This window comes from Streptomyces sp. NPDC086835 (assembly GCF_044745705.1).
Taxonomy (GTDB): Bacteria; Actinomycetota; Actinomycetes; order Streptomycetales; family Streptomycetaceae; genus Streptomyces.
Window position 1 is genome coordinate 1,238,387 of the sequence record NZ_JBIVAU010000001.1, and the last position, 13,348, is coordinate 1,251,734.

General features: G+C 70.4%; 10 protein-coding genes. 7 read left to right on the forward strand and 3 right to left on the reverse strand.

The features are described from left to right. Positions 1-39: 39 nt before the first annotated feature. From uvrB to ACIPJI_RS05710, 5 genes are all read left to right on the forward strand, one after another. On the forward strand, positions 40-2,160 hold the full coding sequence (uvrB, locus tag ACIPJI_RS05690; protein WP_402244627.1) for an excinuclease ABC subunit UvrB: 2,121 nt from the start codon (positions 40-42) through the stop codon (positions 2,158-2,160). Positions 2,161-2,314: 154 nt separating this feature from the next. Further along, positions 2,315-2,893, forward strand: a complete 579-nt coding sequence (locus ACIPJI_RS05695; protein WP_005318943.1) for a TerD family protein — start codon at positions 2,315-2,317, stop codon at positions 2,891-2,893. Positions 2,894-2,995: 102 nt separating this feature from the next. Beyond that, positions 2,996-4,945 carry a TerD family protein gene (locus ACIPJI_RS05700; RefSeq protein WP_402244629.1) on the forward strand — a complete coding sequence of 650 codons (1,950 nt, stop codon included), beginning with the start codon at positions 2,996-2,998 and terminating at the stop codon, positions 4,943-4,945. A 245-nt stretch (positions 4,946-5,190) separates the two neighbouring features. Beyond that, complete coding sequence (locus tag ACIPJI_RS05705; protein WP_307705794.1) at positions 5,191-6,180, forward strand: TerC/Alx family metal homeostasis membrane protein; 990 nt, start codon at positions 5,191-5,193, stop codon at positions 6,178-6,180. A 132-nt stretch (positions 6,181-6,312) separates the two neighbouring features. After that, positions 6,313-6,972, forward strand: coding sequence for an alpha/beta hydrolase (locus tag ACIPJI_RS05710; RefSeq protein ID WP_402244631.1), 660 nt, complete (start codon positions 6,313-6,315; stop codon positions 6,970-6,972). A 76-nt stretch (positions 6,973-7,048) separates the two neighbouring features. Here ACIPJI_RS05710 and ACIPJI_RS05715 read toward each other — a convergent pair whose 3' ends face one another. Both ACIPJI_RS05715 and ACIPJI_RS05720 read right to left on the reverse strand, forming a co-directional pair. Continuing rightward, positions 7,049-7,705 carry an MBL fold metallo-hydrolase gene (locus ACIPJI_RS05715; protein WP_402244633.1) on the reverse strand — a complete coding sequence of 219 codons (657 nt, stop codon included), beginning with the start codon at positions 7,703-7,705 and terminating at the stop codon, positions 7,049-7,051. Between the two features lie 10 nt (positions 7,706-7,715). Beyond that, positions 7,716-8,399, reverse strand: a complete 684-nt coding sequence (locus ACIPJI_RS05720) for a maleylpyruvate isomerase family mycothiol-dependent enzyme (protein ID WP_356623987.1) — start codon at positions 8,397-8,399, stop codon at positions 7,716-7,718. 195 nt (positions 8,400-8,594) lie between these two features. Between ACIPJI_RS05720 and uvrA the strand changes: the two genes are divergently transcribed. Both uvrA and ACIPJI_RS05730 read left to right on the forward strand, forming a co-directional pair. Continuing rightward, positions 8,595-11,579: an excinuclease ABC subunit UvrA gene (gene uvrA, locus ACIPJI_RS05725; RefSeq protein WP_356623990.1), complete on the forward strand. Its 2,985-nt coding sequence runs from the start codon at positions 8,595-8,597 to the stop codon at positions 11,577-11,579. Positions 11,580-11,919: 340 nt separating this feature from the next. Then, on the forward strand, positions 11,920-12,342 hold the full coding sequence (locus ACIPJI_RS05730) for a Rieske (2Fe-2S) protein (protein ID WP_356623992.1): 423 nt from the start codon (positions 11,920-11,922) through the stop codon (positions 12,340-12,342). Between the two features lie 31 nt (positions 12,343-12,373). On the opposite strand, the gene ACIPJI_RS05735 is transcribed toward ACIPJI_RS05730, so the two are convergent. Further along, complete coding sequence (locus tag ACIPJI_RS05735) at positions 12,374-13,306, reverse strand: hypothetical protein (protein ID WP_402244635.1); 933 nt, start codon at positions 13,304-13,306, stop codon at positions 12,374-12,376. Positions 13,307-13,348 lie beyond the last annotated feature (42 nt).

A 13,348-nucleotide genomic window follows, 5' to 3' on the forward strand; every position in this document is an offset into this window, starting at 1 on the left:
CACGCCCCGACTGTCAGTGGGTGGTCGTACGGTTGTTGCATGCGGCCCGTTTCCAAGATCGAACGTACGGTGGCGCCTTTCGAGGTCGTCAGCCACTTCCAGCCCAGCGGTGACCAGCCGACGGCCATCGCCGAGCTGGAGCGACGCATCCGTGCCGGTGAGAAGGATGTCGTCCTGCTCGGAGCGACGGGCACGGGCAAGTCGGCGACCACGGCCTGGATGATCGAGAAGCTCCAGCGCCCCACCCTGGTCATGGCACCCAACAAGACCCTGGCCGCCCAGCTGGCGAACGAGTTCCGCGAGCTCCTGCCGAACAACGCGGTGGAGTACTTCGTCTCGTACTACGACTACTACCAGCCCGAGGCGTACGTCCCGCAGTCGGACACCTACATCGAGAAGGACTCCTCGGTCAACGAGGAGGTCGAGCGGCTGCGGCACTCCGCGACCAATTCCCTCCTCACCCGGCGCGACGTCGTCGTGGTCGCCTCCGTCTCCTGCATCTACGGCCTCGGCACCCCGCAGGAGTACGTGGACCGGATGGTGCAGCTCAAGGTCGGCGACGAGATCGACCGCGACCAGCTGCTGCGCCGCTTCGTCGACATCCAGTACACGCGCAACGACCTGGCCTTCCAGCGCGGCACCTTCCGGGTGCGCGGCGACACCATCGAGATCTTCCCGGTCTACGAGGAGCTCGCCGTCCGGATCGAGATGTTCGGTGACGAGATCGAGGCGCTGTCCACGCTGCACCCGCTCACCGGCGAGATCCTCAGTGAGGACCGATCGCTGTACGTGTTCCCCGCCAGCCACTACGTCGCGGGTCCCGAGCGTATGGAGAAGGCGGTCAACGGCATCGAGGCCGAACTGGAGCAGCGCCTCGCCGAGCTCGACAAGCAGGGCAAGCTGCTGGAGTCCCAGCGGCTGCGCATGCGGACCACGTACGACATCGAGATGATGCGCCAGATCGGTTCCTGCTCCGGCATCGAGAACTACTCGATGCACTTCGACGACCGCGAGCCCGGGTCCCCGCCGAACACCCTTCTCGACTACTTCCCCGAGGACTTCCTGCTCGTCATCGACGAGTCGCACGTCACGGTTCCGCAGATCGGCGCGATGTACGAGGGCGACGCGTCCCGCAAGCGCACTCTCGTCGACCACGGCTTCCGACTGCCGTCCGCCCTCGACAACCGCCCGCTGAAGTGGGAGGAGTTCAAGGAGCGCATCGGCCAGACCGTCTATCTGTCGGCGACACCGGGCACCTACGAACTGTCCCGCGGCGACGGGTTCGTGGAGCAGATCATCCGTCCCACCGGGCTCATCGACCCGCAGGTCGTCGTCAAGCCCACCGAGGGCCAGATCGACGACCTCGTGCACGAGATCCGTGAGCGCACGGAGAAGGACGAGCGGGTCCTGGTCACCACACTCACCAAGAAGATGGCCGAGGACCTCACCGACTACTTCCTCGAGCTCGGCATCCAGGTCCGCTATCTGCACAGCGACGTCGACACGCTGCGCCGTGTCGAGCTGCTGCGCGAGCTGCGCTCCGGCGAGTACGACGTCCTGGTCGGCATCAACCTCCTGCGCGAGGGTCTCGACCTGCCGGAGGTGTCGCTGGTCGCGATCCTCGACGCCGACAAGGAGGGCTTCCTGCGCTCCGGCACCTCCCTGATCCAGACCATCGGCCGCGCGGCGCGCAACGTCTCCGGCCAGGTCCATATGTACGCGGACAAGATCACGCCGGCGATGGAGAAGGCCATCGAGGAGACCAACCGCCGCCGCGAGAAGCAGATCGCGTACAACACGGAGAACGGCATCGACCCGCAGCCGCTCCGCAAGAAGATCAACGACATCGTCGCGACCATCGCGCGCGAGGAGATCGACACCGAGGAGCTGCTGGGCACCGGCTACCGCCAGGCGAAGGCCGACAAGCCGGGCAAGGGCGCCAAGGCGCCGGTCCCGTCGCTCGGCGCCGGAGCAGGCCGCAAGGGCGACATCCTCACGGACCGCCCCGCGGCCGAACTCGCCGGGATCATCGAGGAGATGACGGACCGGATGCGCGCGGCCGCCGCGGAGCTGCAGTTCGAGGTCGCCGCCCGACTGCGTGACGAGGTGGGCGAGTTGAAGAAGGAGCTGCGCCAGATGAAGGAGGCCGGGCTCGCCTGAGCCCGGTGGGCGGGGCGTGACGGATGCACACACCTGGTGTGTTGCAAGACCGACACAAAATCGGGCGACCGCGCCGCGCTGTCGGTGCGACTGCGTAGGGTGCTTGAACAACCGCACACATGGGCGGTGGCAATTCGCGAGAAGGGGACAGCGCGTGACGGTCAACATGACCAAGGGCCAGGCCATCAGCCTGCAGAAGAGTGACGGGGGCACCCTCACGGCGGTGCGGATGGGCCTCGGCTGGCAGGCAGCGCCTCGCCGCGGTCTGTTCGGCTCGCGCACCCGGGAGGTCGACCTGGACGCCTCCGCGGTGCTGTTCGCCGACAAGCAGCCGGTGGACGTGGTCTTCTTCCGCCACCTCGTCAGCGACGACGGCTCCGTCAAGCACACCGGTGACAACCTGGTCGGCGGCGCCGGTTCCGGTGGTGACGACGAGGCGATCCTCGTCGACCTGCAGCGGGTCCCGGTCCACATCGACCAGATCGTCTTCACGGTGAACTCGTTCACCGGCCAGACGTTCCAGGAGGTGCAGAACGCCTTCTGCCGCATCGTCGACGAGACCAACGGCCAGGAGCTGGCCCGGTACACCCTCGACGGCGGTGGCCAGTACACCGCGCAGATCATGGCGAAGGTGCACCGCGCCGGCGCCGGCTGGCAGATGACGGCCCTCGGCAACCCGGCCAACGGCCGTACGTTCCAGGACCTGATGCCCGCGATCCTGCCGCACCTGTAGGAACCGGCGGCATTCACAGTCGGACCGCAGCTCCCGGAGGCCCAGCCGCCGGGAGCTGCCCGCGTACCAACCGCAACAGCAGCGCACCGAGGGGACAGAGCGATGACGGCCGAGCTGGTCCGGGGGCAGAACCACCCCTTGCCCGACAGCCGACTTGAGATCCGCGTGTCGGCCGGCCATCCGGTCGTCGCCTGCGCCACCTGCTCCGACGAGCGGGGAGTCGCGCGCGAGGAGTGGGTGGCCCACCCCGGCGCCACCGGTCTGCCCGGCGTCGAGGTGCCGGAGCGCGCCGAGCGGTCCCCCCGGTTCGCCGTCGACCTGGACGCGGTGCCCGCGGAGGTGCACCAGGTCAACGTGCTGCTCGCGCTCCCCGTCGGCACCGGCGGCCCCGACCGCTTCGGCGTCACCGCCGCGCCTTTCGTCGCGGTCATGGCCAAGGACGGCTCCGAGCTGGCCAGTTTCACCATCACCGGCCTGGAGACCGAGACCGCGCTCGTCGCCGTCGAGCTGTACCGCCGCCAGGGTGCGTGGAAGGTCCGCGCGGTGGGCCAGGGATACGCGGGCGGGCTCGCACAGCTGCTGGCCGACCAAGGCATGGCCCAGGCCGACCGGACGGCGGCGGCCATCCAGGAGACCGTCGCGCCGCGCGCGCACCGCGCGGAGCCGGCCCGGCTGCACACGGCCGCCGACGCCGTGGGAGCGGCGTCCGGCCCGGACCAGCCGTCCCCCGCGGACGCCACGCTCACCGGCGGCCTGGCCGCCCCCCAGACCACCGGCGCCGACCCCGCTCCACCGCAGACGCCCACACCCGACGCCCCGCAGATGCCCGGCGGCCCCATCAACTACGCCCATCCGCGCAGGCAGTCGGCGCCGCCCCCGCCGGCCCCCGCGGCGCAGCCCGGTGAGCCCGGCCGGCCGCCCGCCCCGGTGGCGGGCGACGCGAGCGGCTGGTCCATGGAGGAGCGGCTCTACAACCAGGTCTGGGGCATGTTCGAGGACCTTGCCCGGGCCGTCGCGGCGTACCGCAGTGCCGTCGAGTTCGCCGAGTCCCGGATGGACAAGGAGCTCGACAGCGTCCTGTCCGACCCCCGCAGCCGCATCGGCAGCACCGGGGACGCCGCGAGGGCCGCGGCACGTGCCAAGTGCGAGCAGCTGACCGACCAGGCCCGCCAGGTCCTCGACCGCGACCTCGCCCAGCTGGCGGCGGAGTCCGAGGTCGTCGAGCCGGCGCTGCCGCCCGCGTTCGCCCGCTGGGACAACCCCTGCTGGCACGCCTACCGCGTCCCCATGGAGATCCCGATGGCGCTGCGCCTCGGCGATCTCCATCTGCCGGAGAGCCCCGAGCTGCGGATCCCGTGCCTGGTGCGGCTGCCGCTGGAGCGCGGCCTGTGGGTGGACAGCGGCCGCTCGAGCTCGGACGCCGCGATGGCGCTGGACGAGGCGCAGCTGCGCCGGCTCGCCGTCGACTCGGCGGTCGCGCTCGCCGCCCGGCTGCTCGCCGTGTACCCGCCCGGCGAGTTCACCGTCCACGCCATCGACCCGGCCGGCTCCGCCGCCGCCTCACTGGCGCCGCTGGTCGACTCAGGGGCCCTCGCCGGTCCGCCGGCCGCGGGCGCCCAGGGCGTGAGCGCAGTCCTCGCCAAGCTCACCGAGCGGGTCGACCTGGTGACGATGGCGGTGCGCGGCGGGGCAGCCGACTCGCTCCCCCCTGACCTCGACACCGGCGAGCAGCTGCTGATCGTCAACGACTTCCCGCACGGCTTCGACGACCGCGCCGTCACCCAGCTGCGTTATCTGGCCGACGAGGGCCCGGCCGTGGGCGTCCATCTGATGATGGTCGCGGACCGGGAGGACGCCACGGCCTACGGCCCGGTCCTTGATCCGCTGTGGCGCTCGCTGCTGCGCGTCACACCGGTCCCCGACGACCACCTGGCCGACCCGTGGGTGCGGCACGCGTGGACGTACGAGCCGCTGGCCGTACCGGAGGGCAGTGACGTGCTGCGGCAGGTGCTGACCCGCGTGACGGAGGCCCGGAGGTCCTGGAACCGCTGACCGCGCTGCGGCGGCCCGCGCCGCCGACCTGGTGACTTGACCTCTGCTTTACCTCCCCCTTTACCTTTCCTTGGTCTTTCATGTACGGTTCTTTACGCGGAGGGGAGTACTCCCGACTTGCGGCGTGCCCGTCAATACGGACCGACAGAGAGGTCCCGGGGCGTCGGCCTGTGGCGCTCGGCCCGGGTGGAGGAGACCTCCGGCAGCGACGACGCTGATAGTTGCCGTACGACGCCGGAGGCGCAGTGGACGTTTCAATGACTCTCTGGGTGCTGACCATTCTCGGTCTGAGCGCCCTCATCGCAGTCGACTTCTTCATCGGGCGCAAGCCCCACGACGTGTCGATCAAGGAAGCCGGCATCTGGACCGTGGTCTGGATCGTGCTGGCTGCGCTCTTCGGCCTCGGCCTGCTGTTCGCCGGTGAGAGCCAGGCGTCGGGCGAGTTCTTCGCGGGCTTCATCACCGAGAAGTCGCTGAGTGTCGACAACCTCTTCGTCTTCGTCCTGATCATGGCGAAGTTCGCGGTGCCGTCGCATCTGCAGCAGCGGGTGTTGCTGATCGGTGTGCTCATCGCCCTGGTGCTGCGCGCCATCTTCATCGCGGCCGGTGCGGCGATCATCGCCAGCTTCTCCTGGGTCTTCTACATCTTCGGCGCGTTCCTGATCTACACCGCCTGGAAGCTCATCCAGGAGGCGCGGTCGGACGAGGAAGAGGAGGAGTTCGAGGAGAACAGGCTCCTCAAGTCGATCGAGCACCGCTTCGGCGTCGCCGACAAGTACCACGGCACCAAGCTCTTCATCCGTAACAACGGGAAGCGCATCCTGACGCCGCTGATGGTGGTCATGCTCGCCATCGGAACCACCGATGTGCTCTTCGCGCTGGACTCCATCCCCGCGATCTTCGGTCTGACCCAGGACCCGTACATCGTGTTCACGGCCAACGCCTTCGCCCTGATGGGTCTGCGGCAGCTGTACTTCCTCATCGGCGGACTGCTCAAGAAGCTGGTCCACCTCAGCTACGGCCTGTCGGTGATCCTCGGATTCATCGGTGTGAAGCTGGTGCTGCACGCCCTGCACGAGAGCGGTGTGCACGTCCCGGAGATCTCCATCCCGGTCTCGCTGGCGGTCATCTGTGGCGTGCTCGTCATCACGACCATCACCAGCCTGATCGCCTCCAAGAAGCAGGCGGAGCGGGAGGCGGCCGAGGGCGCGAAGAAGGACAGCGTCGAGGCCTGATTGACCGCGCGGCACCGCGGCACGCGGAGCACGCACCGGCGGGTGCGGACGGAAGCACCGTCCGCACCCGCCGTCGTCCGTTCCGGCACCTCGTACCGTGACCCACGACAACACCCGGCCGAGACCTAGGACGTGACCGCCATCGCCGTACGTACAGGCGCGAAGGAGCCGCTGCCCGCGCTGCGGCTGTACCGGGCCGCCGAGGAGCCGCGAGCCGCCGTTCTGTTGCTGCACGGAGGCCGCGCCGACGCACTGGAGCCACCGCCCGCCCTGAACCTCCCGCTCGCGCGGATGAGGCCGTTCGCGCGTGCCATAGGCCGCGCCACGGCCGGACACCGTGTGGCAATCGGCCGGGTCCGCTACGGCCATCGCGGCTGGAACGGCGAGCGCGCGGACGCGGCCCGTGACGCCCGCCTGGCCATGGAAGAACTGGGCGCACTGACCGGCCCCGTGCCGACGGTCCTGGTGGGCCACTCCATGGGCGCGCGGGCCGCCCTGCACGCGGCCGGCCACCCGCAGGTGAAGGCGGTCGTCGGTCTCGCCCCCTGGTGCCCGCCGAAGGACCCGGTCGACCACCTCGAAGGCAGGACCGTGGTGCTGCTGCACGGCGACCGCGACCGGATCACCGACCCCGCGGAGACCTGGGCCTTCGCCGCACGGGCCCGAGCGGCGGGCGCCGACGTCCGCGAACTGCCGATGCCCGGTGGCGACCACGCGATGCTCCGCGGCGCGGCCGACTGGCACGCGCGCACCACACGCCTGGTGCTCGAACTGCTCGGCATCGCGCGCTGACGACCGGTCACCGAGACCGACCCCGTGGCGGACGGGCTCCGCGCCGGCCGAGGGGCCGGCGCGGAGCCCGTCCGTCTCACCAGCCGCGTGCGCGCCACTCGGCCAGGTGCGGCCGCTCCTCGCCCAGGCTGGTGTCCTTGCCGTGCCCCGGATACACCCATGTCTCGTCGGGGAGGCGGCCGAACAGCTTCTCCTCCACCCCGTCGAGCAGGCTCGTGAACGCCTTCGGGTCGTCGTGGGTGTTGCCCACACCGCCAGGGAACAGGCAGTCACCGGTGAAGACGTGCGGGTGGCCGTGCGGGTCGTCGTAGACGAGCACGATCGATCCCGGAGTGTGGCCCACCAGGTGACGGGCGGTCAGCTCCACGCGCCCCACCCGGATCGTGTCGCCGTCGTCGACGAGTACGTCGGTGGGGACGGGGATGCCGTCCGCGTCATGACGCCCGGCGTAGGTACGCGCGCCGGTCGCCCGGACCACGTCCTCCAGAGCCTGCCAATGGTCGCCGTGCCGGTGCGTGGTCACGACGGAGGCGATGGAGTCGTCGCCGATCAGCTGCAGCAGCGTGTCGGGATCGGCAGCGGCGTCGATCAGCAACTGCTCGCCGGTGGCCCGGCAGCGCAACAGATAGGCGTTGTTGTCCATCGGTCCGACCGCGACCTTGGAGATCATCAGGTCGGCGAGTTCGTGCACGTCCGCCGGGCCGCCGACCTTCACCGCTCCGCTGTATGTCATGCGTCTCAGCCTATAGCGGGGGCAGTACGGGCAGCGGGCCTCCGGCGCACTCCAGGGCCGAGCCGTCGCGGCGGCCTGACAGCCAGCCCAGGACGTCGGCGGGGGAGCCGGAGACCGTGACCGGAGCGCCCTCGGAACCGCCCGTCCGCCACTCGCCGCCGGCGGCGAGGATCCTGGTCGGCGGCACGTCGGAGCGGCCGCTCCAGCGCTCGGCGAGGAATTCGGTCTCCCGCTCGGTGAACTCCTTCGGCAGGTCCTCCAGCTCGTAACCCGCTCCCAGGTCGACATGGTGCAGCTCGACCTCGACGAGGCGGCGGAACGGGACCCGGGCGGCACGGTCGGTCACGCCGTTGCGCAGCTCCACCGTGCGCTCCCAGTCGCCGGAGGCGCGGCCCGCATCCTGGAAGCGTTCGGCAGAGGCCCGCAGGTCGTCGAGCTGCTCGGGGAGCGGGCGGGGCGCGTCGCGCTCGATGTCGGCGTCGCGCGCCTCACCTGTGACATACATCGGCCGGCCCTCGAGAACATTTACGAGCGCGTCGGCGTTACGGGAGATGTGGGCCAGTACATGACCGCGGGTCCAGCCCGGCAGCCGTGACGGTCCGGCCACGGCTGCGTTGTCCAGTCCGGCGGCTGCGGTGAGGAGCCGGTCCGTCGCTTCACGTACAGAGCGCAGGTCGCTCACAGGATCGATCATGAGGTCGACCCTAGCCCCGCCCACTCGATCGGGTGAAGGTCTCTGCGGACGTCCTGAAATCGAATGCGCGTGCTATACGCTCGGTGGAGGCATCCTTGAAAGTCAGGCATTCATCTTCTGGCGGCCCCCTAGGCTGAGAATCAGCCTCGGACGGGGGCTGTGCCTCCGCTTCTACTCAGAAAGGTGCGGACCGGCGTGGCCGACCGTCTCATCGTTCGTGGCGCTCGCGAGCACAACCTGAAAAACGTCTCGCTCGACCTCCCGCGTGACTCCCTCATCGTGTTCACCGGGCTCTCGGGGTCTGGCAAGTCGTCCCTCGCGTTCGACACGATCTTCGCCGAGGGGCAGCGCCGGTACGTCGAATCGCTCTCCTCCTACGCCCGGCAGTTCCTCGGACAGATGGACAAGCCGGACGTCGACTTCATCGAGGGCCTCTCCCCGGCCGTCTCGATCGACCAGAAGTCGACCTCGCGCAACCCGCGCTCCACGGTCGGCACCATCACCGAGGTCTACGACTACCTGCGTCTGCTGTTCGCGCGCATCGGCAAGCCGCACTGTCCCGAGTGCCGCAGGCCCATCTCGCGCCAGTCGCCGCAGGCGATCGTCGACAAGGTGCTCGAGCTGCCCGAGGGCAGCCGCTTCCAGGTGCTCTCGCCGCTGGTGCGCGAGCGCAAGGGCGAGTTCGTGGACCTCTTCTCCGACCTGCAGACCAAGGGCTACAGCCGGGCGCGGGTCGACGGGAAGACCATCCAGCTCGCCGAGCCGCCCACGCTGAAGAAGCAGGAGAAGCACACCATCGAGGTGGTCGTCGACCGCCTCACCGTGAAGGACTCCGCCAAGCGCCGGCTCACCGACTCCGTCGAGACCGCGCTCGGGCTCTCCGGCGGCATGGTCGTGCTCGACTTCGTCGACCTCCCAGAGGACGACCCCGAGCGCGAGCGGATGTACTCGGAGCACCTGTACTGCCCGTACGACGACCTGTCCTTCGAGGAGCTCGAGCCCCGCTCCTTCTCCTTCAACTCGCCCTTCGGCGCCTGCCCCGACTGCACCGGCATCGGCACGCGCATGGAGGTCGACCCCGAGCTGATCGTCCCCGACGAGGAGAAGTCCCTCGACGAGGGCGCGATCCACCCGTGGTCGCACGGCCACACCAAGGAGTACTTCGGCCGCCTGATCGACGGGCTCGCCCAGGCACTCGGCTTCTCCACGGACATGCCCTGGGCCGGGCTGCCCGCCCGCGCCAAGAAGGCCCTGCTCCACGGCCACAAGACCCGGCTCGAGGTCCGCTACCGCAACCGCTACGGCCGCGAGCGCGCCTGGACGACCCCGGCCTTCGAAGGGGCCGTGCAGTTCGTCAAGCGGCGGCACTCCGAGGCCGAGAGCGACTCCAGCAGGGAGCGCTTCGAGGGGTACATGCGCGAGGTGCCGTGCCCCACCTGTGAGGGCACCCGGCTCAAGCCGATCGTCCTCGCGGTCACCGTGATGGAGAAGTCCATCGCGGAGGTCTCCGCGATGTCGATCAGCGAATGCGCCGAGTTCCTCGGCCGCCTCAAGCTCAACGCCCGCGACAAGAAGATCGCCGAGCGGGTCCTCAAGGAGGTCAACGAGCGGCTGCGCTTCCTCGTCGACGTCGGCCTGGACTATCTGTCGCTCAACCGGGCCGCCGGCACCCTGTCCGGCGGCGAGGCCCAGCGGATCCGGCTCGCCACCCAGATCGGATCCGGCCTCGTCGGCGTGCTCTACGTCCTCGACGAGCCGTCCATCGGTCTCCACCAGCGGGACAACCACCGGCTGATCGAGACCCTCGTCCGCCTGCGCGACATGGGCAACACCCTCATCGTCGTGGAACACGACGAGGACACGATCAAGGTCGCGGACTGGGTGGTCGACATCGGCCCCGGCGCGGGCGAGCACGGCGGCAAGGTCGTGCACTCCGGGTCGCTGAAGCAGCTGCTGGCCAACAAGGAGTCGATCACCGGGCAGTACCTCTCCGGGAAGCGGTCCATCCCGACCCCGGAGCTGCGCCGCCCGGTCGACCCGTCGCGCAGGCTGACCGTGCACGGCGCCCGCGAGAACAACCTCCGGGACATCGACGTCGCGTTCCCGCTCGGCGTCCTCACGGCCGTCACCGGAGTCTCCGGCTCCGGAAAGTCGACCCTGGTCAACGACATCCTCTACACCCACCTCGCCCGCGAGCTGAACGGCGCGAAGTCGGTGCCGGGCCGGCACACCCGGGTCGACGGCGACGACCTCGTCGACAAGGTCGTCCACGTCGACCAGTCGCCCATCGGCCGCACTCCGCGGTCCAACCCGGCGACGTACACGGGCGTCTTCGACCACGTCCGCAGGCTCTTCGCGGAGACGATGGAGGCCAAGGTCCGCGGCTATCTGCCCGGCCGGTTCTCCTTCAACGTCAAGGGCGGCCGCTGCGAGAACTGCTCCGGCGACGGCACCATCAAGATCGAGATGAACTTCCTGCCGGACGTCTACGTCCCGTGCGAGGTCTGCCACGGAGCGCGGTACAACCGCGAGACGCTGGAGGTCCACTACAAGGGCAAGTCCATCGCCGAGGTCCTGGACATGCCGATCGAGGAGGCGCTGCACTTCTTCGAGGCCGTCCCGACGATCTCCCGCCATCTGCGCACCCTCAACGAGGTGGGACTCGGTTACGTCAGGCTCGGTCAGTCCGCGCCGACGTTGTCGGGCGGTGAGGCGCAGCGTGTGAAGCTGGCGTCCGAACTGCAGAAGCGGTCCACCGGCCGCACGGTCTACGTCCTGGACGAGCCGACCACCGGCCTGCACTTCGAGGACATCAGCAAGCTGATCAACGTGCTGTCCGACCTCGTCGACAAGGGGAACTCGGTGATCGTCATCGAGCACAACCTCGATGTCATCAAGACGGCGGACTGGGTCGTGGACATGGGCCCGGAGGGCGGCAGCGGCGGTGGCCTGGTGATCGCCGAGGGGACACCCGAGCAGGTCGCGGGCGTCCCGGCGAGCCACACCGGCAAGTTCCTGCGCGACATCCTCGACGCGGACCGGATCAGCGACGCTGCGGCGGCGGTACCGGCGGCGCGTAAGCCGGTGAAGTCGGCGAGGGCGGGGGCGTCGGTGAAGGCGGCGGCGACGGTGGCGAAGCCTGCGAAGAAGACGGCGGCGCGGGCGGCGCGGAAGGGGTGACGACGTGGGGTGGGGGCGGGTCCGCTGCCGTTTCCCCACCCCGTCCCTTCCCGGAACCGGGGGCTCTGCCTCCGGACCTCCCGCGCCTCAAACGCCGGCGAGGATGAGGTTGCCCCCGCCGGCGAGGCTGATGTCGCGGAGCGGAATCCAGCCCGCCGGGGCGTACCTCCCACGGCCGCCGGGCCGCAGGGGAGGGCAGGGAGACAGGCCCGCGCAGCGGACCGCCCCCCACCCGCCCGACGCCGCGGCGATCTCCGCCGGTATCGTCGGGTCTGTCGGGGCAGCGAAGCCCCCCGGCCCAACCGGACCACACCCGATTCGACCCACCCATGGAGTCCCCATGTCCCCGACAGCCCGCCGTACCGTCCTGAAGGGCGCCGCCGTCGCGGGGGCCGCCGGGCTGGGGGTCGTCGGATGTTCCACCGACTCCAAGCTGGGGCACGCGGAGGTGCCCACCCCCACCGCACCCGTGGACCTGGGCTCGGCGGACGCCGTGCCCGTCGGCGGGGCCAAGCTGTACCGGGAGCAGCGTCTGATCGTGCACTGCCCCGCAGAGGGCCAGTACAAGGCCTTCAGCGCCCAGTGCACCCACGCCGGCTGCGTGCTCGACAAGGTGGAGGGCACCGAGGGCAACTGCCCCTGCCACGGCAGCCGTTTCGATGTGACGACCGGCAAGGCGCTGAAGGGCCCGGCCACCGTGCCGCTGCCCGAGGTCCCGGTCAGGGCCGAGGGCGGCAAGCTCGTCGCGGGCCCCGGCGCGTAACCCCGCAAGACCCGCCCGTGGGAGACGGGGCTCAGCCCCAGTCCCAGGCGATGCCCAGGATCCCGGGGCGGACCCCCTGCTCCACGAGGTGCACCGTGCGGTGCCGCGCACCGGGCGTGAGTTCCGTGCGGGCGCCTCGCGGCGCCCCTGTCGTGGCCCGGGAGAAGCGGTGGCACCGCTCGGGCAGGGCGCCGTGCTCGAAGCGCACCTGGAGCATGTAGTGCCCGCCCGCGGAGCTGAAGCCGCGTACGTACTCGGTGCTCGGGCCGCCGGTCCCGTCCTCGAAGCCGTAGCCGAAGACGTATGTCTCGCCCTCCCGCAGCGGGGCGTCGAAGAGCAGCTCGGCGACCACGACGCCGCTCGCCCGGTCCCACCGCACCTGACCCGGGCGGCAGTTCTCCAGGGCGCTCACCTCCACGGCCGCCGGATCGCAGCCCGTCCCGCCGCGGTGGACGGCGAGACAGCGGTCGACGCCGTCGCGGTGGGCACGTACGACCTGCTGCGAGTCACGTCCGAGCAGTTGCCGCCCCGCGCCGATCCGCACCCGTTCCTGATGCCCGATGGTGTGCAGGCCCCGGCCCTCGGGGGAGCGGAGACCCTCGAGGAGCCGTTCCGCCGCGTCCAGGGAGTCCACGAGCGCGTGGTGGGAGCGGCCGGCGGGCCGCTCGGCCTCCGCGGGCCCGTCCTCCCCGCCGCTCCCGAGCAGCCGCACCAGGGATCGGGTGGGGAGACCGAGAACCTCCTCCAGGGCTCGCACCGCCCGCAGCGACTCGGGGCGCTGCGGGCGCCGGGCGCCCTGCTGCCAGTAACTGAGGCTCGTCACGCCGACCTTGATCCCGCGGTGGGCGAGGTGGTGCTGGACGCGCTGGAGCGGCAGGCCCCGTACGGCGAGGGCGGCGCGGAGCGCGAGATGGAAGGGGCCGGTGTTCAGCACCTGCGCCAGGTCGGCCTCGGTGTGGCCCATGGATCCTCCGGGGACGTGGAGCGCCGGACGGAAGTGTTCACA